The organism is Rhizobium sp. CB3060, assembly GCF_025200735.1.
Lineage (GTDB): Bacteria > Pseudomonadota > Alphaproteobacteria > Rhizobiales > Rhizobiaceae > Rhizobium.
The window spans coordinates 239,290-263,496 of sequence record NZ_CP104160.1; the positions used below are offsets into that span (position 1 = coordinate 239,290).

Below are 24,207 nucleotides of genomic sequence, written 5' to 3' on the forward strand. Positions count from 1 at the left end.
CTCTGGCCCATTGAGAGGACCAGGGAATGAAGCGCAATCGTTTCACAGACGAACAGATCATCGGCATTCTGAAGGAGCACGAGGCTGGCACGCCGGTCTCGGAGCTTTGCCGCAAGCACGGCGTCAGCGATGCCAGCATCTATAAATGGAAGGCCAAATTCTGCGGCATGGACGTATCCGAAGCCAAGCGGTTGAAGACGCTGGAAGACGAGAACACGAAGCTGAAACGGCTCCTGGCAGATGCGATGCTGGACAATGCGGCTTTGAAAGACCTTTTGGGAAAGAAGTGGTGACGCCCGCAGCAAGGCGGAAAGCTGTTGCCCATCTGATGGATCACCACCAGATGAGCGAACGGCGGGCGTGTAGAGCCATCGGCTTTTGCCGGATGACGATCCGTTACGAAACCAGGCGCAGCGATGACCATGACCTTCGCGAGCGGATGAAGGCGCTGGCGCATGAACGTCGCCGCTTTGGATATCGACGCCTTCATGTGCTGCTTAGGCGTGAGGGTCACCTTGTGAACCACAAGCGGCTCTTCCGACTCTATCGGGAGGAAAAGCTGACGGTCCGCAAGCGCGGCGGTCGCAAGCGAGCACCGATGCTGGTTCCGATGACAGCCAATGATCGCTGGTCACTGGACTTCGTGTCGGATCAACTCACCGATGGTCGCAGGTTCCGAGTTTTGACTGTCGTCGACGATTGCACCAGAGAATGCCTGGCACTCGTCGCCGACACATCGCTTTCCGGCCTGCGGGTTGCCCGTGAGCTTGATCGGATCATCAAGAGACGCGGCAAGCCGAAGATGATCGTCAGCGACAATGGCAGTGAGTTCACCAGCAACGCGATCCTGCAATGGGCCGACCGGACGACAGTCGATTGGCATTACATCGCACCAGGCAAACCGATCCAGAACGCCTTCATCGAAAGCTTTAATGGACGGCTGCGAGACGAGCTCCTGAATGAAACGCTCTTCTCGTCACTGACCCATGCTCGATTTGTGCTTTCAAACTGGCGCAACGATTACAACGATCATCGACCACATTCTGGACTCGGCTGGATGACACCTGCCGAGTTCGCTCAGACAATCAACCCGCGACGTGATGCGGTGCTGCGCAGCCGGAATGGCTCCGCACCGCAACACGCCGCTACCGCCCCCAATACAGCAACCCAAAACCGCTGGAGCGAACGCAAAACTGGATAAAATTTGGGGGCAAGGTCAACTAGGCCGGACATCATGGGACCCCTCCATTTGTGGTGATGTAGGTCGCTCTCACATGCTTTCCCTCGGTCCAATCACGGAGCCGGTTTGGAAGGGTGCCGTTGATAACGACCCCCGCCGCACCCCGCAATGACATGAAATGGGCTGCACAAGCATCGACTGACGCATGACCAAGCTCGGCAAGATCGTGGGCATCTATCTCCTCGATGAACGCCTCCGGATCGTGAGTTGCCGCATTGCGATAGACGCCGTCGATATCGGTCAGAATTGCCAGTAGCGGAGCATTGGTTACCCATGCAATCCACGCCGCCACAGCGTCGGACGTTATGTCCCAACTCCATTCAGCCGAATTCGTTGTGAAGAGCATGCGCGAGGCAAGCAGAACCGGAATTTTGCCAACTTTTGCCAGGCTCCGACATTCGCTCAACGTTGCAGACGGAACAAGTTTCGAAGAGAAGGCACGATTCGCCAGCAAATATCCTGGCTCATCTTGGACAAGAGCGCACCCGCGACGGGTCGTCACCGATGGGAGAGGATGTAGGTTGTCAACACGCTCAATCGCCTTGTCGTGTAAGTCTCCGCCAGGAACTACCAAAATTCGATGTCCGCGCTCGACCAAGCGCTCGAGTTCGGCGACAGCCGTCCTAAAAACCGACGGATCATGGATGAGGCTTCCGTGGAACTTGACAACTATTGAAAAGCTGCATGAGGGAAGACTTTGGGTGAACATGTCTGAACCTCGCCCTTCCACTGTGTAGGCCAAATGTAGGTTTGCAGGGCTTCTCGATGTCAGATTCCGATGGGGAGACCGTCTGAAAAGCCGCAGCGTAGAACTGCATCCGTTCAACGCCATTTGAGGGAACAAGCACGATTCCGTTTAACTTAATGTCGAGAAGTTTCGTCGCGTTCGAAAAGTTGCTCTTCCACCATTTCCCCGGCAATTCTTTACCGAACGATGTTGGAGACGTCTCGAACGTGCTACGGCTCTTTGTCCGGGATGCTCAAGCTGACGAGCCCGTTCATGAGCTTTGGGCCTACATGATCCCGCGTTCCATCCACCGACGAACGAGAGCAATATGTCTCGGCGGCTCTCACCGCGTTGCACGACTTCAAAAACCATGCCAACTTTGCAGAGCGAGCCTGCAAAAGTATTCTCAATGTTTCCTCCCTTCATAGGGCGAAGATAGCGAACACCTCAGAGGCGGTGTCGTGAAGATTGAAACGCACACCTGTCCAATTTGTCAGATAACCGACACGGCTTTTGTTCAGTAGATCTCTCTCGCTGTTTCACGCTAGGCCCTTGAAATCAAATCACGAAACCATCGCGTACGGCGACACCGGTCGCGTTGGCGTGAGATTTGAATGTAGTGGGTCTAATGTGTTTCCGACCGGCAAATGATTGTTCGATACCGGGTCGGCAGAAGGGAAGCGGACCGCATCGAATCGTCCAATCGGATTTTGTGAAAGAAGAGAACAATGGAAGTAAGAGCGAACGGTTTGACGGGCCATATCCCCGATAACCGTCAACCGCGGCCGAGCGCGCCTACGGACGTCGAACCAAACGACGGTTTGATAGATGGGAAGCATATTGGCGGGCCGCCCCGTGCCAGGTGCAAAGTGCAGCATCCCCTCGATGGTCCGCCGGCTACGAGCATCCTGGCGTCGTTGCCAGGTCACTTAATACACGAGTGCCTCTCACCATCTTGGAATTAGCGACAAAGCGATGTGCCACGAACAAATTGCCGAATTACTTGATCGCGAGGCGATCCGTGATTGTCTTTATCGATATTGTCGCGGGATAGATCGGGCAGACGAGGCTGCGCTGCGCAGTGCGTACTGGCCGGATGCGCATGACAGTCACGGCGCTTATTCCGGCTCGGCAGAGGGATTCATAGAGTTCGCGCGGGGTGTCTTCAAGACCGAACCGCGCAACATCCATCAGATTACGAACGTTCTGATCGAGTTCATCGACCCGGCGGAGGCTGCTGTCGAGAGTTACTTTACTGCGCTGCAACGCGGCCCGGACGGGGAACGGACAATACGTCAGGTTCTGTTGCGCGGCCGCTATTGCGATATGTTCCAAAAAAGGGAAGGTGAGTGGCGCATTGCCGAGCGGACCGTCGTCTACGATTGGTTCGAGGAACAGCCCGCACCAGTGACCTCCGAGACGGAGCGTTTCGGCCTCCGGCAGCCGATCGGGGCATCTTATCCGGTCGATCCGGTTTATGCGCTCTTGAACCGTCGTTTTCTTCAGAAACGTGAAGATGCGATCCACATTCCGAAAACACCTCGGTGATGAGCGGTTTCAGATCTTCGTCGACGGCGGAATGGAAACCAACTGACATCTCTGTCTACTGCCAAGTCTCGGCGTGATTGTCCGGAAAATATGGTCCGGGAAACGGTCAGGAGAATTCCTCATGAAAAAGCAACGTGTCGTCATCATTACCGGCGCTGCAGGCGGGATCGGCCGAGCACTCGTCGACGCTCATCTCGCCGTCGGGGACATAGTTGTTGCCGCGGACCTTCCGGACAGCGGCGTGCTTGAACTGGCACGTGATTTCGGCGCAGCGGATCTCGGGCTTGAATTCGATGTCTCACGGGAAGAGGACATCCTTGCCCTTTATGCGCGAATCGACGCGCAGTTCGACCACATCGACGTTCTTGTCAATAATGCGGCGATCGGGCCCAGCATAGCCGCGACCACCGAGACCCCCATCGACCACTTTAGACGCGCGTTGGCAGTAAACCTGATCGGCCCCTTCCTCATGGCTCGCGAAGCGGCGCGGCGGATGCAGCCCGGTGCTGCGATTATCAACGTCGCCTCGATGTCGGGGATAATTAGCAATCCAAAACGCAACGCCTACGCGGCTTCTAAAGCGGGCCTTATCTCGGTTACGAAATCACTTGCCTGCGAGTTGACTTCGCTTGGCATCCGCGTGATGGCAGTGGCGCCTGGCTATGTGCGAACGCGGATGGTCGCGCAATTGCAGCGCGATGGCCATGCGAACTTTGAGGCGGTGCGCAGCCGCGTCCCAATAGGTCGCATGGCGCGACCGGACGAAATTGCACGAGCCGTACTGTTTCTCGCCAGCCCGGATGCGCATTATATCAACGGAACGGTGCTGACAATTGATGGGGGATGGACGTCGTTCAACCAGCCCGGCGAAGCGCACCCGCGAGTAAGCGAAACACCACCAGCCGAGCTTTCCCGTCCGCCACAATCAACCAGTAAGCGGATCGTCCTCGTCACGGGCGGCGCGACAAGCATAGGTGCGGCCGTTGCTCGCCGCTTTGCAGCAAACGGCGATACCGTCGTAATTGCCGACATGAACGGCGCCGCAGCGGCGAAGCTCGCGAAATCTCTCGGCGGCGAGCACATTGGAAAGCACGTGGACATCTCAAGCGAAATGGAGGTAGTAGCACTGTTCGACCATTTGCGGGAGCGGTTCGGGCGGCTTGACGTCCTCGTCAACAGTGCCGCTTGGCCCGACAGTTGCAAGTCGGAAGTTGAGCAAACACCTGCCGAGATCGCGCGCGTCATTGATGTCAACCTGACCGGTGCCTTCACCTGCGCGCGTGAGGCAATCAAAATGATGCAGCCCGACGGGGTAATCCTGAATATCGGATCAATCAACCGCTCCCTGACGATTGCGCAGCGCCATGCGTATGGCGCATCAAAGGCGGGGTTAGAAATGCTGACCCGCTGCATGGCGGCCGAACTTGGGCCGGATGGCATTCGGACTGCGACGATTGCTCTTGGCTTCATTCACACACCTGATAGCGCACAGACCGCGATCAGCCGCCGCAACCCAGCCCCTCGCGGGGGGCGGTTCGAAGGCGTGGCAAGCGCAGCGTTCTTCCTAGCTTCGCCAGATGCTTCATACATCAACGGTTCGACCCTTTACGTCGGCGGCGGCTGAACTTCGGGCAATATTGGATTTTCCCAAGATCAGAAACATTCAAGGGAGATCGAAAACGACACTGTGTGCCAAATGGCATGCGGAGCGTCATCGAATTTGATAGTTTCAATGAGCGCTTGCGGCCGGCGAACGGCAAGCCATTTTGTCTCGAAACCCCCAATACCGAAAAAGGCGGATTGGATCCGAGGCCACGAACACGTGCCTGCTGGCCATTTGCCGACGGGCCCAACGTTAATGAGGAAACGCTATGGAATTCGCGACCTTCATCCTCGCCGCCCAGCGGGGCTATCATCAATCGTCCGACAGCATCATCCGCAACTCAATCGAACAGGCAGTCCTTTCGGAGCAAGCTGGCTTCAACACCGCGTGGTTTGCCGAACACCACTTCAACAACTATAGCCTCGTTCCATCGCCCTTGATGATGGTGGCCCATTGTGCCGGCCGGACGAACTCCATCCGCCTCGGCACTGGTGTTTGCGTATTGCCGCTTTATCAACCGCAGCGTCTGCTTTCCGAGATAGGTTTCGCCGACATCGTCTCGAGCGGTCGTCTGGAGCTTGGCATCGGCTCTGGATATCAGCAGTTTGAGTTTGACCGCTTCGGTGTCGATATCAATGAGGCGCCCGCCGTTTGTTCGGAATATCTAGACGTCGTTCTCAAGGGCCTCAAGCAAAAGATTTTCGAGCACAATGGCCAATATATAAAGGTACCACTGACGGCGATTTCGGTGCGGCCTATTCAGAAGCCGACGCCCCCGATCTGGATCGCCACGGCGTCCGGATACAACATGGGCCGTGCTTATCGCGAGGGACACAATCTTTTCGTCACAGCATTCCACGACGGCTTGGACACGTTACGCAAGCTGCGCGAAAGCATCGAGAATGCAGCGCTTTCAAAAAATAAGGATGTCGCCGACGCCAGGATATCGCTGTTGCGTTGTTGCTATGCCAGCGACAACCAAACGGAGATCAACAGCTATCTCGATAACGCCCGTTTTCAGCGTCGGTTATCCGAAGCGCTTCATCAGCGCCGCCAACAAAGTGCGGACGGCTATCTGCTGCAGGAAACCCCGACCGAGCAGGACCTGTCGTTTCAGACGATGCGCGACAATCTGCCAATCGGCAGTGTGAATCGGGTAATCGATCGCCTGCTCGAAGAGATCAGTGTGCTGAAGCCCTCCCAGATCGCCATTCACTGCCAATTGGGCGATTTCGATCATCAGGCGATGCTGCGGCAAATCGAGCTCTGGGGAGACAAGATCATTCCGGCTGTCAACAAGACGCTCGGTCATGCGCCCGTGCCGACCTGATAACGACCTTCCGAGATCAAGGAGCAAGTTTTGATGATGAGCCGTGCGGATATGACTGAAGTCGATCTCGCTTCACGACGAACGGCCCTCGCTACGATACGGACCTCTGGCCTGAAGAGACGGCGATTTAGACTTTGGCGCACTCGTCACAATTAATGGCAGTAGTGACCAACATCAGTCATCCAGACTGAGTGTCTCGAAGTGAAATGGGCCGCGCACCCCGGCGGAAAAACGCTCGGCGGCGTTGAGAGCCATCTCCAACCTTTCGCGGGGTGGTGAGCTTGATGATGCAAAAAGCGCGCCCAGTGCTATTTGCTGACCACATCCACAGGCGTCAAAGCCATCGACCGGCTCAACAACCTGGTAATCATCGTCAATTCTGAAACGCCTTCCGGCATAGCCGACGAGGAAGGTGCCGCCGCGCTCGACTTCGTTTTGCCGCCGTGCGTAACCACCATCTTTCAGGCACTGGCGAAGCGCGTCGACGAAATCCGTCACCATGAAGGCATAGACATCCGTTTCAGGATCTCTTTTGGGCGGCTTGAGGGAATGTGCCAATAGCTGGCCCATTCTAAACGAAGAGGTAAACCCGAAGAGAAAGTCCTGGTTGCGGAAAACTTTGCGATCGGCTCGGAGGGTAAGCGAATAGCCGGCCGCCACACCAGCGCTATCGCCCCCGATGTGAACAGATCCGTCGCTGATCAAACCGACAATGCATGTCATTCGCACCCGCTCCTCCTGTGGGCTCATTTTGTTCAAATCCAATGTCGCCACTGGCAGCCGACCATGCTTTGTCGACTTTGCTGCCCCAAGGCTAACTAGCAAACAGCTTGCCAAACACCGCCTCGGCCACTGTCAATCGTGTGACAGCTTCCCGACGGTCTTGCCGCTTTCTGATTGATTGGCGCGATTGCCAGGTCTGTGATGAACCGGCACGCGCTCGCCTGAAACCTCAATAAGTCTTCGCGTTGTTGTTTGATCGGGGGGACGATGTCGGGTTTGTTCCATCCGCGACACGGACGTGTTCGCCAACTGGCGCATATATGCCTGAACCGTTGGATAGCGGCTCATTTGACGCCCTTTGCGCGCTGGCATGGCTTTTGAAGTTCCTTTGCCAGGAGGTGACAGGAACTGCCAGCCTGTTACGACATCGATCCAATAGAATGGAGGAGAAAGGCATCATGCCAAGTCTGGCGCAGATCCGCATTGAGCCCGAAAGAACCGTTGCCCGCCGGGCATCGGAACGCTCGATTGCTCAAGTTGGTGGCGATTGTCATAATGGCTCGTCCCTTTCTTCGCGGCGCCAGCTACGGTTTTCCTGCGGAGCGGAGTGGAGGCCCAAATTCTGTGCGGGCTTTGCGCGAGCCTAGACCGAGCGATCTGATGATTGCTCGGTTCGCCGGGATCATCGCCGAGCCGCCACTGGGCAGTAACGATTTCTGGCAGGCCAAATCGATTCGGTCGGCTAAAACAGCCGCTTATTTGCCGCCTGTTTCTTAACCTCGGAGGCTCGGCAACATAAAACCAGGCGAAACAAAACCATCCCATCTCCGGACAGATCGTCCCGCACGTGCCAGCCATCACAGACTTACCGCTTCCTCGCACCACGGAGTTCTTCTCGATTAGGAGTTTTTTGCACATGACTGGCATCGATGGTCGCCCGACACTGAATGCCCCCGATGACGACCCTTATCTCTGGCTCGAAAACATCCATGGCGAGAAAGCCTTGATTTGGGCCACTGAGCAATCGGCGCGAACGCTGGCGCTCTTTGGCGGGCCGCGGTTCGAAGCAGACCGCGACACGCTCGCAGACATTTTCGACCGCCCTGACAAGATTGCGTGGATCACGCGCCGGGACCGGTACCTCTATAATTTCTGGCGAGATGCCGCACACCCGAGGGGCGTGTGGCGCAGAACAACGCTCGTCGCCTACATGACGGCGGAACCGAAGTGGGAGATCGTTCTCGACTTGGATGCCCTCGCCAAGACCGAGGGAAAGGACTGGATATGGGACGGTGCCTCGATCGAACCGGGAAGATGCGAAAGAGCCGTCCTTCGCCTGTCGCTGGGTGGCAGCGACGCGGTCGTGCATCGCGAGTACGATCTAACCACGCGAAGCCTCGTCGCCGACGGCTTCAATCTCCCGGAGGCCAAAGGCGATGTTGCCTGGCTCAATCACGACACTCTTTTGCTTTCCATCGCTCTCGGCGATGGCATGGCCACGCGCTCCAGCCATGCGCGCACAGTGCGGTTATGGACGCGCGGTGCGGATCCGCTCGCCGCGCCGGTTATCTTCGAGGCGAGGCCCGACTCTATCCTCGTGTTCGGCTATCTGGATCGTACCGCCGCAAGCGAACGGGTTTGGTTCATCGAGCGGACCTTTTTCGATACAATCGGCTGGATCGGCGACAGGAGCGGTCCGAAGACTAAGATCGATCTTCCTCGAGATGCTAGCTGGAACGTCTTCGGGGATTGGCTGGCTGTGAAGTTGCGTAACGCATGGACGGTCGGAGGGACGACGTATGCGGCTGACGAGCTGATCGGCATCTCCCTGTCCTCGTTCATCGCCGGCGCGCGTAGCTTTACTACGCTATTTAAATCGGGCGAAAGGTGCGCCCTGCAGTCCTTCTTCTGGAATGACGGAAAGCTCGTGGTATCCCTCCTAGACAATCTCGTCCCGCGCTTCGTTATGTTCACGCCCGGACGGCAGGATTGGACGCACCGAACCTTGGACACCATGCCCGCTGCGACGACTGTTCGAGCCTGGCCGTTAGATGCGGAAGTTCACGAGAGCAATGGAGAAGTCCTCGTCTCGGCCGAAGGTCCAGTGACCCCGCCGCAGCTTCTCCTGTTCAATCTTAACGGGGCACCGCGGCTCGGCGCCCCCGTCGTCCTGAAACGCGATCCAGACAAGTTCGATGCATCCGGACTGGTGGTCACGCGTCATGAGGCGGCTTCGACAGATGGTGAAATGATCCCCTACACACAGGTTGGCCCGGAGAACGGAAGCGGAAATGCGCCGGTTCACCTCACCGCCTATGGCGGCTATGGCAAATCGGTTCTGCCCCATTACAACTCGGCGATAGGCAAGCTGTGGCTGGAACGCGGCGGCACCAGCGTGGTGGCCAACATCCGCGGCGGTGGCGAGTTCGGTACGCGCTGGCACGAGGCTGGAAGAAGGGCGGGAAGGCGTCTTGCCCATGACGATTTCGCCGCCGTGGCCGCCGACCTGGTGCGCCGCGGTGTCACGCGTCCGGGACGGATCGCTGCGCAGGGCGGTTCAAATGGCGGTCTGCTGATCGCCAACATGCTAACTCGATATCCGGAGCGTTTCGGCGCGTTCTTCTGCACCGTTCCCGTTCTCGATCTGCGTCGTTACACGAAGCTCCTCGCGGGTGCGAGCTGGATTGAGGAAAAGGGTGATCCCGACAAGCCGGAGGATTGGGCCTTTCTCAGTCAAATGTCTGCCTATCACACGGCCGAAGCGGGGCGATCCTACCCGCCCATCCTGCTCGCCACCCGGAGACAGGACGACCGCGTCCATCCTGGGCACGCACGTAAGATGGCTGCAAAGCTGCAGGCACTCGGCTGCCCCGCCTACTTCTACGAAGCTGAGGTCGGGGGTCATGGCGCCGGCGCGGACAATCGCAAGCGGGCCGCCTTCCTCGCCCTAGGTTACGGCTTCCTTCGCGATGCGATCGGTTTTTCGGACCGTGTGTGACGTGTTGAGGAAAGCAGTCGATCGACTTGTGAAGCGGCGAGGCACTCCCTCCATCATAAACGGTATCATCGATCGCTAAGCCAGCATTGCAGCAGGGATGGCTGGCTTCGACCGCCAACTTGACGGTCGGAGTGTATTCCAATCACCGAAATAGAGCTCTGTCAGTAATTGGATCGGTGCCTGAACGGCTACTCGTCTAGCGAAGAACCGGCTCTCCATGGAAGCGACGTTTTGATGGTTTTGAGACGCCAAAACCGACCTCCATCATCAGTCGCGGCCTCTGTTTTGCCAGGGTACCCATATGAAAGCCGAAAGGATCCTCGACGAAACCTGAACCCGCTTTGCCGGTCAAAGTGATGGCATTTTCTTCGCCATAGAAATCCAACACCTCACGCGCCGGATGGCCGACGAGCAGAGTCAATTGATGCTTCAAGCGCCGACGGTTGTGGCTGCCGCGCACGTAGACGTGCGGGCCCGAATTGCCGTCGACGTCGGAGAGATAAAAGAAAAACTTCAGCATACGCCAATCATCAAGATCGAAGTGAAACTTGAAGGAAGCGCGGCTCAGATCCGCATCCGAGGCATTTTTCGTCGGAAAGCTCCACCACGTCCGCGTGGTGATCAATCTTGCATTGGCGCCGAGATAATGCCTTGCCACGTCGAGAAGCAGCGGGTCTTGCTGAACGGCAACGACGCCATCACATCGTAAAGCCCGTTCGTAATGGTGTCCACTTAGTATCGTCCTGCCAAACCACCGCTCGGCCTCGACATGGTCGCTGGCCAAGAAGTCAAACCTTCGGTCGAAATTGCCGAAGCAAGGAGTCTCATGCCCAAAACGGGCAATTTCCTCATGGATTGCGGCTGGAAGGTTCAAACCGGCAAATAGGCCCGTCCTTCTCAATTCGTCCGCGATCGCCTCTGCCTTGAGATCGCCAAACATCGAGGGCTTGCGACTTTCCTGCCGCGGCGCTTGTCTTGCGCTCAGCCAATGTGCCTTGCGGAACGGCATCGTGCGTGCCAGCAGGAACATTGGTAGCCAAGCCGGGTTCTCCCGCATATCGGTGAGATAGGTTGGAATTCGGGACGCGATCCGGCGAAATACCCCGCCGTTGTGCGCGATCGTTTCGAGATCCTTCGGGTTGGAGTTTGCGGGACTAAGCATTCGATGGCCTTTCATGGATGATGGAAGTTCCTCCTGTGGGCAAAACCTGCACTCAATACGGGATCGTCTCGACAGAGCGTGGTCCTGTTGATGCTACGAAATCCAGTGACGGACCGACGGAATGTGCAAAGGCGGTATGCTCTCGCACGCCGCCTTTGCTGGTCTTAGCCAGGGAGGATCGTTCAAGGGAATGTGTCGTTGCTCCCCTTATGGAAACCAGATTTCACATTAGGCTCGGTCGGACCTAGCCCAATGAACGGAATCTGGAGCACCGACTTTGATCGCATGACTGAACATCAATTTCCCTAAAGTTTGTTTCGGCGAATAGATCAAAGTCGGGGACATAGGGACCTTACTCCAATACCCCACAGGTTTGGCAAATCTATTGTTTAGATATTGCTTATTTACGACATGGATAAATCAAGACACAGCTCCGCAATCTCAGGGACTGAGACCGGTCCATGATGCCAATCGACACCAGCATTTCGGTACGGCATTTTCTTGTTGAAGACTCCGACCGGATGTCAGGTCGCCAACCCATTTGGGCGTGGGATTGAGCGGATACTAAAACGCGCGGTGATAACCAATCTCCTGCGCGCGGCGTATCCTGACCGGCGGCGTGTGTTTGCGACATTCGCGAGTATTCGAATCAAGCGATTGCTTTGCCCTGCTTGCGTGAGCGGAACCCCTTTATGCCAAGCTGCCGGGCTGGCCCAAATCTTGTCCAATACAGCGCGCTTGCCTTGGGAGGATTCGAGGTCTCGCCGTCTAACGAGCGCCCCAAGAGTTGCCGGGTTAAGGGGGTTGCCACGCCCAATGCGGTTAGACCTCAGAATTCCAAGACCGTTAACTCGTTCGTTTCGGGCGACCCTATGCAAATGCGCGCTCGATCTACTTGATTTCGGCCAATTTATATTCTTTCAATGGGCACGATGATCGATGGCGTGTATGGCATACCTCCACGCCGTGGATGAAGGAAAACATGCGCTTTAAAGGTCTTGATCTAAATCTCCTTGTCGTGCTCGACGCCCTCATGACCGAGCGCAACCTCACGGCAGCGGCACGAAGCATCCATCTGAGCCAGCCTGCAATGAGCGCGGCCGTCGCGGGGCTGCGAACGTATTTCCACGACGATCTCTTTACGATGGCTGGCCGTGAACTTGTCCCAACGCCACGTGCCGAAAGGCTGGCCGTAGCGGTCCGAGAGGCTTTGCTGTATATCCAGCTCTCCGTTATTACCTGGGAACCGTTCGACCCGGCTCATTCAGATCGCTGCTTCAAGATCATCCTCTCCGACTACGTCACACTCGTGTTTCTTGAGAAAGTCGTCGAGCGTATGGCGCAGGAAGCTCCTGCCATCAGCTTTGAGTTTCTACCTGTTTCAGACGACTTCGATGAGCTCCTCCAGCGCGGCGACGTCGACTTTCTCATTATGCCGGAAGTGTTCATGTCGAAGCATCCTCATGCTGCACTGTTCGACGATATATTCGTGTGCGTAGGGTGCAGTACGAACAAGCAGCTAATAGAGCCGTTCACGTTCGAGCAGTACATGTCGATGGGTCATGTTGCGGTCAGGTTTGGAAATAGCCGCAGACCCGCCATTGACGAGTGGTATTTGCGTGAGCGTGGTTTCAAGCGACGTATCGAGGTCGTGGTGCAATCCTTTAGCATGATACCGCCCATGCTGGCGGGTACCGACCGCATTGGGACAATGCCTCTGCGGCTGGCGCAGCACTGCGCGAAAACGACGCCCCTGCGCATCATGGAGCTTCCGCTTCCGATCGCCACACTAACAGAGGCCCTCCAATGGCCCGCGCTTCACAATAGCGATGCGGCAAGCCTTTGGATGCGGGAGACATTAATTCGGGAGGCAGCTCGGATGCCTCCCCCTCCGACTGCGGAACGTCAAGATGCTCCGACAATGAAGCCCACTCGTCCGAAAGTTTACGCCGGATGAATGTGCGGCTCGCTTGAAGCCGCTTCGATGCAATTAAACCTTCCAAGCTATTGGACTAAGTGAGCCTGCCCGCAACCGGCCACCAGGAATATTGCCCAGCTCACCTGGAACCCCGCCCTTACCGCTGGGTCTAAAAACGCATCAATTGCCAGGGCTGGTCTTATCTGTTTCGTGCGTGTGTATGTGTCGCGCCGCATGGATATGCCGCTTTCGATGCTCGGGCCACGATGCGGCGCAACAAGCAGTTGGGGCCTCAACTGGTTTGGCGTTGTTTTCACGCAGAATCGAGTCCTTCGCCACTGGCACGATTCGATGTTGGTTTGTCTCCAATTTTAAAAGTTCTTTGGCCCTGCTTTTAGTCTTTGCCAACCTGCGGCACCCTCCGACCGCCAGACTTTATCAGTTTAACGCGACACCTTGCGTCAGATTTGTCGGGCCCGCGACAAAGGTTTGTCCAGTTTGCGCACATGTTTGGCGCGGCTAAATAGCTGAAAAACAATGAAGAGCGTTTCCCTTCAAGTCGGCCACCCACTTGGCACGCGTTTTGAAACGCTTCTTGGCGGGCGGCGCGAGCTGCCGACCGTATTCCGCGATGGATGGAACGAAAGAAGGAAGGCAACATGTCAGATTTGCGTCAAATCGCATTCTACGGCAAAGGGGGCATCGGCAAGTCCACTACCTCCCAAAATACGCTCGCAGCCCTTGTCGATCTCGGGCAGAAGATCCTGATCGTCGGCTGCGATCCCAAAGCCGATTCCACCCGCCTGATCCTGAACTCGAAGGCGCAGGACACCGTGCTGCATCTAGCAGCACAGGAAGGTTCGGTGGAAGACCTCGAACTCGAGGACGTGCTCAAGATCGGCTATAAAGGCATTAAGTGCGTGGAGTCCGGTGGCCCGGAGCCGGGTGTTGGTTGCGCCGGCCGCGGCGTCATCACCTCCATCAACTTCCTCGAGGAAAACGGCGCCTACGACAATGTCGATTATGTCTCCTATGACGTGCTCGGGGACGTCGTCTGCGGCGGCTTCGCCATGCCGATCCGCGAGAACAAGGCCCAGGAAATCTACATCGTCATGTCCGGCGAAATGATGGCGCTTTACGCGGCGAACAACATCGCCAAAGGCATCCTGAAATATGCCCATGCAGGCGGCGTGCGGCTCGGTGGTCTGATCTGCAACGAGCGCCAGACAGACCGAGAAGTCGACCTCGCCGAGGCCCTCGCGTCTAGGCTCAATTCCAAGCTCATCCATTTCGTGCCGCGCGACAACATCGTCCAGCACGCCGAGCTCAGGAAAATGACGGTCATCCAGTATGCGCCGGATTCCAAACAGGCCGGAGAATATCGCACCTTGGCTGAGAAAATTCACGCCAATTCGGGTCAAGGGACCGTCCCGACCCCGATCACCATGGAAGAGCTCGAGGACATGCTGCTCGACTTCGGCATCATGAAGACCGACGAGCAGATGCTTGCGGAACTCCAGGCCAAGGAATCGAAGGTGGCGGCCGCCCAATAACCGCCGCTTTCGACGGACGCGCCGGCCCTTGACCCGGCGCGTCCTTCCTCAGAACGCGCCTCAGCGCGAGGCGTCATCCGAACCTTAAAAGAGGGCAGGCCCTATGAGCCTCGACTACGAGAAAAACGGCGCTTTGCATGAAAAGCTTATTGCGGACGTGCTGTCGCAGTATCCGGACAAGGCGGCGAAGCGCCGCAACAAGCACCTCAGCGTTGCAACGGGCGCAGACGCGACCGAAAAGGAGGAGGATGTCCTTTCCGAATGCAGCGTCAAATCCAATATCAAATCCATTCCGGGCGTGATGACGATCCGCGGCTGCGCCTATGCCGGCTCCAAAGGTGTGGTGTGGGGGCCGATCAAGGATATGGTCCATATCTCCCACGGACCGGTTGGTTGCGGCCAATATTCCTGGTCGCAGCGTCGCAACTATTATGTCGGCACGACAGGGATCGACACCTTCGTGACGATGCAGTTCACCTCCGACTTTCAGGAAAAAGACATCGTTTTCGGCGGCGACAAGCGGTTGGACAAGATCATCGATGAGATCGAGGAATTATTCCCGCTGAACAAAGGCGTCAGCATCCAATCGGAATGCCCGATCGGTTTGATTGGCGATGACATCGAAGCTGTGTCGCGCAAGAAGGCGAAGGAATACGAAAAGACGATCGTGCCGGTGCGCTGCGAAGGTTTCCGCGGCGTATCGCAGTCACTTGGCCATCATATCGCCAACGATTCCATCCGGGACTGGGTTTTCGATAAAACGGATGTCGAGTTCGAGGCGGGTCCTTACGACATCAACGTCGTCGGCGATTACAATATCGGCGGCGATGCGTGGGCCACGCGCATCCTCCTGGAGGAGATGGGGTTGCGCGTGGTCGGCAACTGGTCGGGAGACGCAACGCTTGCCGAAGTGGAGCGGGCGCCGAAGGCCAAGCTCAACCTCATCCACTGCTACCGGTCGATGAACTACATCTGTCGGCACATGGAGGAAAAGTACGGCATTCCATGGATGGAATACAATTTCTTTGGTCCCTCGCAGATCGAAGCCTCTCTGCGCAAGCTTGCCAAGCATTTCGGGCCTGAAATCGAGGAAAAGACCGAGAAAGTCATCGCCAAGTACCGACCTTTGGTCGACGCCGTCATCGCCAAATACCGACCGCGCCTCGAAGGCAAGACGGTGATGCTCTACGTCGGCGGTTTGCGCCCTCGTCACGTGGTCACGGCCTACGAGGATCTCGGCATGGAGATCGTCGGCACCGGCTACGAGTTCGCCCACAGCGACGACTATCAGCGCACCGGACACTACGTGAAAAAAGGCACTCTCATCTACGACGACGTGACCGGTTATGAACTGGAAAAATTCATCGAGGGGATCCGTCCCGATCTCGTTGGTTCCGGGATCAAGGAAAAGTACCCGGTGCAGAAGATGGGCATCCCCTTCCGCCAGATGCATTCGTGGGATTACTCCGGTCCGTATCATGGCTACGACGGCTTTGCCATCTTTGCCAAAGACATGGACCTCGCCATCAACAATCCAGTCTGGGATCTCTACGACGCCCCCTGGAAGAAAAAGGTCGCGCCGGCTGAGGCGGTTGCGGCCGAATGAGGGCCTGGCCTGTCTTGGAGCAGGGGCAGGCTAGGCTCTCGCCGCGGACTTGATCCGCAAACCTCAATCATCTCGACGTCCTTTGCCGCCATGGGTGCGGCACGATGAAAAGAAAGGCGATTACCATGCCGCAGTCGGCGGAAAAAATTCTCGACCACGCGCCCCTGTTCCGCGAGCCGGAATACAGGCGAATGCTTGCCGAAAAGAAGCTGAATTTCGAATGTCCGCACCCGGACCAGGTCGTTGCCGATCAAAGCGAGTACACCAAGACCTGGGAATACAGGGAGAAAAATCTCGCGCGCGAAGCCCTCGTGATAAATCCGGCCAAAGCCTGCCAGCCGCTCGGCGCCGTCTTTGCAGCCGCGGGCTTCGAGCGGACCATGTCCTTCGTCCATGGTAGCCAGGGCTGCGTTGCCTATTACCGGTCGCACCTTTCGCGACATTTCAAGGAGCCTTCGTCGGCGGTTTCGTCCTCGATGACTGAGGACGCGGCGGTATTCGGCGGACTGAAGAACATGGTCGATGGGCTCGCCAATACCTATGCGCTTTACGACCCGTCGATGATTGCCGTCTCGACCACCTGCATGGCGGAGGTTATCGGTGACGATTTGCACGGCTTTATCGAAAACGCCAAGAGCGAAGGCTCGGTCCCCTTAGACTTCGACGTTCCTTTCGCCCACACACCTGCTTTCGTCGGCAGCCACGTCGACGGCTATGACGGCATGGTCAAGGGCATCCTGGAGCACTTCTGGAAGGGCAGGGAGCGCAAGGAACCGAACGGCACCATCAACATCATCCCGGGGTTCGACGGCTTCTGCGTCGGCAACAACCGCGAGCTCAAGCGCCTACTCGACCTCATGGGCGTATCGTATACCCTCATCCAGGATGCATCCGACCAGTTCGATACTCCCTCGGACGGCATGTATCGCATGTATGATGGCGGTACGACGATCGGAGACGTCAAGGAAGCTCTTGGCGCCGAGGCGACACTGTCGCTGCAGCACTACAACACCCGCAAGACGCTGGAATATTGCAAAGAGCTCGGACAGCCGACAGCTTCCTTCCATTATCCGCTTGGCGTCGCCGCGACCGACGAATTGCTCATGAAAATCGCGGTGATTTCCGGCAAGGAAATCCCTTCCGCGATCGCACTGGAGCGTGGGCGCCTCGTCGACGCCATGGCGGACAGCCAAGCCTGGCTGCACGGAAAGAAATACGCGATCTACGGCGATCCAGATTTTGTTTATGCGGTGGCCCGGTTCGTGATGGAAACCGGCGGCGAGCCAACACATTGCCTGGCGACCAACGGCACATCTGTGTGGGAAAGCGAAATGAAGGCATTGCTTGCATCCTCGCCGTTCGGAAAGGATGCCAAGGTCTGGGCGGGCAAGGACCTCTGGGCACTGCGCTCGCTGCTCTTCACCGAACCGGTGGACCTCCTGATCGGCAATTCCTATGGCAAGTATCTGGAGCGCGACACCGGCACGCCGCTGATCCGCCTGACGTTTCCGATTTTCGACCGGCACCATCATCATCGCTTCCCGCTGATGGGCTACCAAGGCGGTCTGCGTGTCTTAACAACAATCCTCGATACGATCTTCGACAAACTTGACCGCGAGACGAACCAAACAGGTGTCACGGACTATTCCTATGACCTCACACGCTAACGGCAAACGCTCGGCTCCGCCGCCGAACGTCTTGCAATCGACATCCAAGACCGGCGCAAGCCGCTCGCTCGATGCCAGGATCCAGGACGTCTTCGAGGAGCCCGCTTGCGAGATGAACCGCGGCAAAGATGCCAATGTCCGCAAGAAGGGCTGTTCCAAGCCCCTCACTCCCGGGGCGGCAGCCGGCGGCTGCGCGTTCGACGGCGCAAAGATCGTGCTGCAGCCGATCACCGACGTCGCGCATCTGATCCATGCCCCGCTCGCCTGCGAAGGCAATTCCTGGGATAACCGCGGTACGGCTTCGTCCGGCCCGACGCTCTGGCGCACGAGTTTCACCACAGATCTCACGGAACTCGACGTGGTGATGGGTCACGGCGAGCGGAAGCTTTTCAAAGCGATCCGCGAGATCAAGGAAACCTACGCGCCGCCGGCGATCTTTGTCTATTCGACATGCGTTACTGCGCTGATCGGCGACGACATTGAAGCCGTCTGCAAGCGTGCTGCGGAAAGATTCGGCTTGCCGGTGGTTCCGGTCAATGCGCCCGGCTTTTCCGGCTCCAAGAATCTTGGAAACAAGCTCGCCGGCGAGGCGCTGCTCGATCATGTCATCGGCACGGTGGAGCCGGACGATGCTGGTCCTTACGACATCAATATTCTCGGCGAATTCAATCTTTCCGGCGAGTTCTGGCTGGTAAAGCCGCTTCTTGACCGGCTTGGCATCCGCGTACGCGCCTGCATCCCCGGTGACGCACGCTATCGTGACATCGCCTCCGCCCATCGTGCCCGGGCAGCGATGATGGTGTGCTCGACCGCACTCATAAATCTTGCCCGCAAAATGGAGGAACTCTGGGATATTCCGTTCTTCGAAGGCTCCTTCTACGGCATCACCGATACTTCGCAATCGCTGCGGCAGATCGCTGAGCTGCTCGTCAGGAAAGGTGCCGATCCAGAAATTCTTGAGCGCACCGAAGCACTGATCGCAGAGCAGGAGGCGATTGCATGGAAAAAGCTCGCGGCATACCGGGCGCGGCTTCAAGGCAAACGCGTGCTGCTCAATACCGGCGGCGTGAAGGCCTGGTCGATTGCCCACGCGCTAATGGAGATCGGCGTCGAAATTGTCGGCACCTCGACCAAGAAATCGACGGCCGAAGACAAGGAGCGCATCAAGCAAATTCTGAAGGAGGATCACCGCATGTTCGAATCGATGGGACCGCGGGAGATGTACGACATTCTCGCAGAGCACAAAGCCGACATCATGCTATCTGGTGGGCGCACGCAATATATCGCGCTGAAGGCAAAAACGCCCTGGCTTGATATCAACCAGGAGCGCCATCATCCCTATGCCGGCTATGCCGGTATGGTGGAGCTCGTTCGCCAGATCGATCTTGCTATCCACAACCCGATCTGGAGTGAGTTGCGGGAGCCGGCACCATGGGACGCCCAGCCCGCAATGAAAGAAGAACTGCAAAACATGCAAAGCGAGACGGGGACCTTCTCCGCCTCACAGATCTCGGCGCCTCCGCCAGCGGCATCCGCAACTGGTGAGGAAAGCTGATGGCATGCATTCTCCCGCAGACCAAGTCGGCGGCGGTCAATCCGCTGAAATCGTCGCAGCCCCTCGGTGCCGCTCTGGCCTATCTTGGCGTTGCTGGTGCGATACCGCTGTTCCACGGCAGCCAAGGTTGCACCAGCTTCGCGCTGGTGCTGTTTGTACGCCATTTCAAGGAGACGATTCCCCTGCAGACAACGGCGATGGACGCAGTGGCGACGATCCTCGGCGGCGCCGGCAATCTGGAAGAGGCGCTCCTTAATGTTAAAAAACGCGCAAAACCGAAGCTGATCGGGATCTGCACGACGGCGCTGGTCGAAACCCGCGGCGAAAATTTCGAGGGCGATCTTGCCAATATCAAGCTGGAGCGTGCCGAAGAGCTAGCAGGTACCGAGGTCGTGCTAGCGAGCACACCGGATTTCGACGGTGCGATCGAGGAGGGTTGGGCAAAGGCCGTCACCTCCATGATCGAAGGCATTACGACCCCGGGCGGCCGGCCACGCGATCTGAAGAAGATTGCGATCCTCCCCGGTTGGCACCTGACGGTAGCCGATATTGAGCTTCTGCGCGAAACGGTCGAAAGCTTTGGTCTCAAGTCCGTGATCCTGCCGGACGTCTCGGGCTCGCTCGACGGCACGGTTCCTGACGACCGTTGGGTGCCGACCACCTATGGCGGTACGAAGGTCGAGGAAATCCGCGAACTCGGCACCTGCTTCCAGGCGGTTGCGATCGGCGAACATATGCGTACGGCCGCCGCGGCCCTGCAGGCCAAGACCGGCGTGCCTTATGTCCTCTTCGAGCAGCTTGTCGGCCTAAAGGCAATCGACCGTTTCATGACGATGCTGGCGATGATCGCCGGCAATCCTGTGCCGCCCGCTGTGCGGCGGCGCCGCGCACAGCTCCAGGACGCGCTTCTCGACGGCCATTTTCATTTCGGCGGCAAGCGCATCGCGATTGCCGCGGAGCCAGATCATCTTTTTCAACTTGCGACGTTCTTCAAGGGTATGGGCGCTGAAATAGTCGCCGCCGTTTCGACCACCGGTACCAGCTGCATTCTGCAGAAGGTGCCAGCCGACGCTGTGCAGGTCGGCGACCTTTCCGATCTCGAAACCATGGCGCGTCACGCTGGCGGTGACTTGATCGTGACCCACTCCCACGGCCGCCAGGCGGCCGAGCGGCTTGGCGTTCCGCTGATGAGGGTCGGCTTTCCGATCTTCGATCGGCTGGGCAGCCAGCATAAGAAAACCATTCTCTATGAGGGCGCGCGCAACTTCCTGTTCGAGGCCGCCAACATTTTCCAGTCGAACTGCCGCCGGCCGAGCCCCGAAGCGCTCAATCCCTTGCAAGACATGGAGGCAAAAGATGACCGCCGTCAGACGTCTTTCACTCGTCACTGACGAGGGGCCAGCCCCTGCGCCAGAGTGCCCGAAGGGAGTTCTGCGCGTTGCGATCGCGACACAGGACCTGAAGAGGCTGAACGCACATTTCGGATCTGCCAAGCTTTTTGCTGTCTATGACGTCACCCCAACCGGCTGGGAAATCGTCGAAGCCGTCGATTTTGGCGAAGCAACTGACGAAAGCGGCAAGCACACGAACGACGGCGGCACTGATCGCATCACGATGAGGGTTGAGGCGTTGAAGGGATGCCATCTGCTGTTCTGTCTGGCGATCGGCGGTCCCTCCGCCGCGAAGGTCGTCGCGGCAAAAATCCATCCGATCAAGGTGCCGGAGCCATCGTCCATCGAGGAGGTCCTGACGCGCACCCAGACCATGCTGAAAACTGCGCCTCCGCCATGGCTGCGCAAGGTGCTTGCAGACGCCGGCATGGGTCTCGCCAAACCGTTCTTCGACGATGAGGATTAAAGGAGATCGGAGATGACTTCGCCTATCAGCCTCGCCAACCCAGTCGCAGATGATGATAGCGACGCAATGGCAACGCCGTTCTTGAAACGCCTTGTTCGCTTGGTGAGGGCGCAGGATGCCCATGGGTCGTGGGAGGGAAAATCGGACACCGACCTGCTTGCCGATTTCATTGTGTCGAAGGAGCAGCGCCGGCAGATGCCGATCATCGGCGACCCCGATCCGGACGTGATTTGTAGGCTTCAGATCTTTTACACCTGCGTCGGGCTTGAAATCGAGGGGCAATCCGGCCTCGTCGCCTCCTCGATCGTGACGATGAACCCCGAGGGCTTCGGGCGAGTGGTTCTCACGACAGGGCGTTTGGTCGTCTTGTCGAAGACGCTCCGAGACGTGCATCGGTTCGGCTTCGAGACGCTTCGCAAGCTCGCCGAGGCCGGCACGAAATTGGTCGATGATGCGATCGTCGCCATCAAAGCCTATCCCGACGTGGCGCGGGCGCCATGAAATCAGGTTTTTGAGGAAAAAGATAATGTCAGACATTGTAGAGCAGCTTAAGAAGGTCCGTAAACTCCAGTCACGAGCGGCAACTGCGAAAATGGAGTTGCACGACCTTGCCGAGGACCTGCCGGTCAACTGGCCTAAGATCAAGACGATCGCAGAAAAAACGTTCGACGCGTTCGCCGAGTTGAACACGGCGAAGAAAGAGCTTGCGGTATTGGAGGAATCCCGATGACGGGGTCTTTCGTTACCCGCGATGGATCCAACTGGATGCCGGAGTATCTGACCGGCATTGATGGCAAAACTTGCATCGGCTGCGGCCGCTGTTTCAAGGTCTGCTCGCGCGAGGTCATGCACCTTTACGGCGCCAGTGAAGCGGGTGAAATCCTCGGCATCTGCGATGACGAAGACGATGACTTCGATGGCGAACTCAGTCGTATGATCATGGTCGTGGATCAGGAAGGGCGCTGTATCGGCTGCGGTGCCTGCGCCCGCGTCTGCCCGAAGAACTGTCAGATTCATATTGCGGCTGACAAGCTCGCTTCATGTGCTGGCGTATAAACCCGGAGAACGCTGTGCCTTTTGCAATTTTCTGTCGCCTCCTGCAACTAGTCATGTGCTTCAGCCTTCTCGGCGCTTACTTCGTTTCACATTCCATCCGCAGCGCAATGGTCACGACGGTGGATATTTGGCTCCTTCTTCAGGTGGCCTATTTCGGAAGCGTGCTCTTCCTGATCTGGCGGGCCAGTTGCGCTTTAAAGAGGAGCCGGCGGGTCTTGCGTTTTGATGATCTCGAGGAAATGCGCTACCGGCCAGGGCATTGCGAAAATAAAGACTGAACTACTCCGTTGTCCTCCAGCTCGGCACGATGGCGCGGTAATGCTGCCGTTGAGGGTCGGGAACAGATCAGTTGCGAGCCTCGGGCTGCTTGGAAGACATTGATCATCGAGCATGACGCTATTGGAGCAACTACACGACATGACCTTCGGCGATCGTTTCCACGGTGTCGCAACCTGGAGAGTGCTGTTCGGTCACGTTGACGCTGAAGCGCAGAGCACTGGCCTGCGGGTTGCGTCGTCTCGATGACCAATGAAGGCGCGGGGACAGTGGGATCTTTGGAACGTGTGAGAGTGCCGTCCGTCGCTTAAGGATCGTGCATGACCGACTTCGATTTAAGGCCACATTGGAGAGAACATGCTGAAAAATTTCGAACGATATCCCCTTACCTTCGGCCCTACGCCTATCGAAAAGCTTGACCGTCTCAGCGAGTATCTAGGGGGAAAGGTGGAGATCTATGCCAAGCGCGAGGACTGCAACTCGGGGCTGGCGTTCGGCGGCAACAAGCTCCGCAAGCTTGAGTACATCATCCCGGACGCGATCGCGTCCGATGCCGACACGCTTGTCTCCATTGGTGGCGTGCAGTCCAACCATACGCGGATGGTCGCTGCGGTTGCCGCCAAGATCGGCATGAAATGCCTTCTCGTGCAGGAGGATTGGGTACCATATGAGGACGCTATATACGATCGCGTTGGCAATATCCTCTTAAGCCGGATCATGGGAGCAGAGGTGCGGCTGGTCGATGACGGCTTCAATATCGGCATCCGCAGCAGTTGGGAACGGGCGCTCGACGACGTCAAGCAAAGGGGCGGCAGACCCTACGCGATCCCTGCGGGTGCCTCTGTCCACAAATATGGCGGCTTGGGCTATGTGGGCTTTGCCGAGGAAGTTCGCGCGCAGGAGAATCAGCTTGGTTTTGCCTTTGACTACATCGTGGTCTGCACGGTGACGGGCTCAACGCAAGCCGGCATGGTCGTTGGGTTCGCCAAGGATGGGCGACAGCGCAACGTGATCGGTATCGATGCTTCGGCAACTCCCCTCCAGGCCAAGTCACAGGTGCTCAACATTGCCCGGCAAACTGCAAAGCTCGTCGAACTCGGAAAGGAAATCGCCAACGATGATGTGGTATTGCTCGCGGACTATGCGCACCCCCGTTATGGCATTCCTTCCGAGGAAACGAAGGAGGCCATCCGCCATTGCGCGCGGCTGGAAGGGATAATTACTGATCCCGTCTATGAGGGCAAATCAATGCAAGGGATGATGGATCTCATCAGCAAAGGCTTCTTTCCGGAAGGATCGAGGATTCTTTACGTGCATCTCGGCGGCGCGCCGGCAATCAATGCTTACAGCTACACGTTTCGCAACGGCTGACCCAAGGCGTGTTGCGA

20 protein-coding genes are annotated in these 24,207 nt (G+C 57.5%); 17 read left to right on the forward strand and 3 right to left on the reverse strand.

The window, feature by feature from the left end; genetic code table 11:
• Positions 1-26 precede the first annotated feature (26 nt).
• Positions 27-1,201, forward strand: a protein-coding gene (locus N2601_RS30720; protein WP_260305774.1) for an IS3 family transposase whose coding sequence is annotated in 2 segments (ribosomal slippage) — positions 27-276 and positions 276-1,201 — 1,176 coding nt in all. Because the reading frame shifts where the segments join, the coding sequence is not laid out codon by codon here.
• 31 nt (positions 1,202-1,232) lie between these two features.
• Here the strand turns inward: N2601_RS30720 and N2601_RS30725 are convergent.
• Positions 1,233-1,949, reverse strand: coding sequence for an amino acid kinase family protein (locus N2601_RS30725; protein WP_260305775.1), 717 nt, complete (start codon positions 1,947-1,949; stop codon positions 1,233-1,235).
• Between the two features lie 993 nt (positions 1,950-2,942).
• Between N2601_RS30725 and N2601_RS30730 the strand changes: the two genes are divergently transcribed.
• From N2601_RS30730 to N2601_RS30740, 3 genes are all read left to right on the forward strand, one after another.
• Positions 2,943-3,515, forward strand: a complete 573-nt coding sequence (locus N2601_RS30730) for a nuclear transport factor 2 family protein (RefSeq protein ID WP_260305777.1) — start codon at positions 2,943-2,945, stop codon at positions 3,513-3,515.
• Between the two features lie 121 nt (positions 3,516-3,636).
• On the forward strand, positions 3,637-5,139 hold the full coding sequence (locus tag N2601_RS30735) for an SDR family oxidoreductase (RefSeq protein ID WP_260305779.1): 1,503 nt from the start codon (positions 3,637-3,639) through the stop codon (positions 5,137-5,139).
• A 247-nt stretch (positions 5,140-5,386) separates the two neighbouring features.
• Entirely contained in the window at positions 5,387-6,448 is a 1,062-nt protein-coding gene (locus N2601_RS30740; protein WP_260305780.1) for an LLM class flavin-dependent oxidoreductase, read from the forward strand.
• Positions 6,449-6,622: 174 nt separating this feature from the next.
• Here the strand turns inward: N2601_RS30740 and N2601_RS30745 are convergent, their stop codons facing one another.
• The gene (locus tag N2601_RS30745) at positions 6,623-7,171 is read right to left on the reverse strand and encodes a hypothetical protein (RefSeq protein ID WP_260305781.1); all 549 of its coding nucleotides are present in this window, start codon (positions 7,169-7,171) and stop codon (positions 6,623-6,625) included.
• Positions 7,172-8,087: 916 nt separating this feature from the next.
• Here N2601_RS30745 and N2601_RS30750 point away from each other — a divergent pair.
• Entirely contained in the window at positions 8,088-10,169 is a 2,082-nt protein-coding gene (locus N2601_RS30750) for a prolyl oligopeptidase family serine peptidase (protein ID WP_260305782.1), read from the forward strand.
• A 196-nt stretch (positions 10,170-10,365) separates the two neighbouring features.
• Here the strand turns inward: N2601_RS30750 and N2601_RS30755 are convergent, their stop codons facing one another.
• The gene (locus N2601_RS30755) at positions 10,366-11,331 is read right to left on the reverse strand and encodes a hypothetical protein (protein WP_260305783.1); all 966 of its coding nucleotides are present in this window, start codon (positions 11,329-11,331) and stop codon (positions 10,366-10,368) included.
• 982 nt (positions 11,332-12,313) lie between these two features.
• On the opposite strand from N2601_RS30755, the gene N2601_RS30760 reads away from it, so the two are divergent.
• From N2601_RS30760 to N2601_RS30815, 12 genes are all read left to right on the forward strand, one after another.
• Positions 12,314-13,288: a LysR family transcriptional regulator gene (locus N2601_RS30760; RefSeq protein ID WP_260305784.1), complete on the forward strand. Its 975-nt coding sequence runs from the start codon at positions 12,314-12,316 to the stop codon at positions 13,286-13,288.
• 620 nt (positions 13,289-13,908) lie between these two features.
• On the forward strand, positions 13,909-14,802 hold the full coding sequence (gene nifH / locus N2601_RS30765) for a nitrogenase iron protein (RefSeq protein WP_104825721.1): 894 nt from the start codon (positions 13,909-13,911) through the stop codon (positions 14,800-14,802).
• A 103-nt stretch (positions 14,803-14,905) separates the two neighbouring features.
• Positions 14,906-16,408: a nitrogenase molybdenum-iron protein alpha chain gene (gene nifD, locus N2601_RS30770; RefSeq protein WP_260305785.1), complete on the forward strand. Its 1,503-nt coding sequence runs from the start codon at positions 14,906-14,908 to the stop codon at positions 16,406-16,408.
• A 125-nt stretch (positions 16,409-16,533) separates the two neighbouring features.
• Positions 16,534-18,075, forward strand: a complete 1,542-nt coding sequence (gene nifK / locus N2601_RS30775) for a nitrogenase molybdenum-iron protein subunit beta (protein ID WP_260305815.1) — start codon at positions 16,534-16,536, stop codon at positions 18,073-18,075.
• A 112-nt stretch (positions 18,076-18,187) separates the two neighbouring features.
• Positions 18,188-19,630, forward strand: coding sequence for a nitrogenase iron-molybdenum cofactor biosynthesis protein NifE (gene nifE / locus N2601_RS30780; protein ID WP_445945072.1), 1,443 nt, complete (start codon positions 18,188-18,190; stop codon positions 19,628-19,630).
• The gene (gene nifN, locus N2601_RS30785) at positions 19,630-21,021 is read left to right on the forward strand and encodes a nitrogenase iron-molybdenum cofactor biosynthesis protein NifN (RefSeq protein ID WP_260305787.1); all 1,392 of its coding nucleotides are present in this window, start codon (positions 19,630-19,632) and stop codon (positions 21,019-21,021) included. The genes nifE and nifN overlap by 1 nt, the downstream gene beginning before the upstream one ends.
• Positions 20,987-21,487, forward strand: a complete 501-nt coding sequence (gene nifX / locus N2601_RS30790) for a nitrogen fixation protein NifX (protein ID WP_260305788.1) — start codon at positions 20,987-20,989, stop codon at positions 21,485-21,487. The genes nifN and nifX overlap by 35 nt, the downstream gene beginning before the upstream one ends.
• Before the next feature lie 12 nt (positions 21,488-21,499).
• Complete coding sequence (locus N2601_RS30795; protein ID WP_260305789.1) at positions 21,500-21,988, forward strand: NifX-associated nitrogen fixation protein; 489 nt, start codon at positions 21,500-21,502, stop codon at positions 21,986-21,988.
• Between the two features lie 25 nt (positions 21,989-22,013).
• Positions 22,014-22,217: a CCE_0567 family metalloprotein gene (locus N2601_RS30800; RefSeq protein WP_260305790.1), complete on the forward strand. Its 204-nt coding sequence runs from the start codon at positions 22,014-22,016 to the stop codon at positions 22,215-22,217.
• Complete coding sequence (gene fdxB / locus N2601_RS30805) at positions 22,214-22,543, forward strand: ferredoxin III, nif-specific (RefSeq protein ID WP_260305791.1); 330 nt, start codon at positions 22,214-22,216, stop codon at positions 22,541-22,543. Before N2601_RS30800 ends, fdxB begins: the two co-directional genes overlap by 4 nt.
• A 14-nt stretch (positions 22,544-22,557) precedes the next feature.
• On the forward strand, positions 22,558-22,821 hold the full coding sequence (locus N2601_RS30810) for an exopolysaccharide production repressor protein (RefSeq protein ID WP_260305792.1): 264 nt from the start codon (positions 22,558-22,560) through the stop codon (positions 22,819-22,821).
• Between the two features lie 355 nt (positions 22,822-23,176).
• Positions 23,177-24,190 carry a 1-aminocyclopropane-1-carboxylate deaminase gene (locus N2601_RS30815; RefSeq protein WP_260305794.1) on the forward strand — a complete coding sequence of 338 codons (1,014 nt, stop codon included), beginning with the start codon at positions 23,177-23,179 and terminating at the stop codon, positions 24,188-24,190.
• Positions 24,191-24,207 lie beyond the last annotated feature (17 nt).

Excerpts from the sequence above, each read along its gene's own strand:
- N2601_RS30725 (WP_260305775.1), bottom strand. The coding sequence starts at position 1,949 with ATGTTCACCCAAAGTCTTCCCTCATGCAGCTTTTCAATAGTTGTCAAG.
- N2601_RS30730 (WP_260305777.1), top strand. The coding sequence starts at position 2,943 with ATGTGCCACGAACAAATTGCCGAATTACTTGATCGCGAGGCGATCCGT.
- N2601_RS30735 (WP_260305779.1), top strand. The coding sequence starts at position 3,637 with ATGAAAAAGCAACGTGTCGTCATCATTACCGGCGCTGCAGGCGGGATC.
- N2601_RS30740 (WP_260305780.1), top strand. The coding sequence starts at position 5,387 with ATGGAATTCGCGACCTTCATCCTCGCCGCCCAGCGGGGCTATCATCAA.
- N2601_RS30745 (WP_260305781.1), bottom strand. The coding sequence starts at position 7,171 with ATGACATGCATTGTCGGTTTGATCAGCGACGGATCTGTTCACATCGGG.
- N2601_RS30750 (WP_260305782.1), top strand. The coding sequence starts at position 8,088 with ATGACTGGCATCGATGGTCGCCCGACACTGAATGCCCCCGATGACGAC.
- N2601_RS30755 (WP_260305783.1), bottom strand. The coding sequence starts at position 11,331 with ATGCTTAGTCCCGCAAACTCCAACCCGAAGGATCTCGAAACGATCGCG.
- N2601_RS30760 (WP_260305784.1), top strand. The coding sequence starts at position 12,314 with ATGCGCTTTAAAGGTCTTGATCTAAATCTCCTTGTCGTGCTCGACGCC.
- nifH (WP_104825721.1), top strand. The coding sequence starts at position 13,909 with ATGTCAGATTTGCGTCAAATCGCATTCTACGGCAAAGGGGGCATCGGC.
- nifD (WP_260305785.1), top strand. The coding sequence starts at position 14,906 with ATGAGCCTCGACTACGAGAAAAACGGCGCTTTGCATGAAAAGCTTATT.
- nifK (WP_260305815.1), top strand. The coding sequence starts at position 16,534 with ATGCCGCAGTCGGCGGAAAAAATTCTCGACCACGCGCCCCTGTTCCGC.
- nifE (WP_445945072.1), top strand. The coding sequence starts at position 18,188 with ATGAACCGCGGCAAAGATGCCAATGTCCGCAAGAAGGGCTGTTCCAAG.
- nifN (WP_260305787.1), top strand. The coding sequence starts at position 19,630 with ATGGCATGCATTCTCCCGCAGACCAAGTCGGCGGCGGTCAATCCGCTG.
- nifX (WP_260305788.1), top strand. The coding sequence starts at position 20,987 with ATGACCGCCGTCAGACGTCTTTCACTCGTCACTGACGAGGGGCCAGCC.
- N2601_RS30795 (WP_260305789.1), top strand. The coding sequence starts at position 21,500 with ATGACTTCGCCTATCAGCCTCGCCAACCCAGTCGCAGATGATGATAGC.
- N2601_RS30800 (WP_260305790.1), top strand. The coding sequence starts at position 22,014 with ATGTCAGACATTGTAGAGCAGCTTAAGAAGGTCCGTAAACTCCAGTCA.
- fdxB (WP_260305791.1), top strand. The coding sequence starts at position 22,214 with ATGACGGGGTCTTTCGTTACCCGCGATGGATCCAACTGGATGCCGGAG.
- N2601_RS30815 (WP_260305794.1), top strand. The coding sequence starts at position 23,177 with ATGCTGAAAAATTTCGAACGATATCCCCTTACCTTCGGCCCTACGCCT.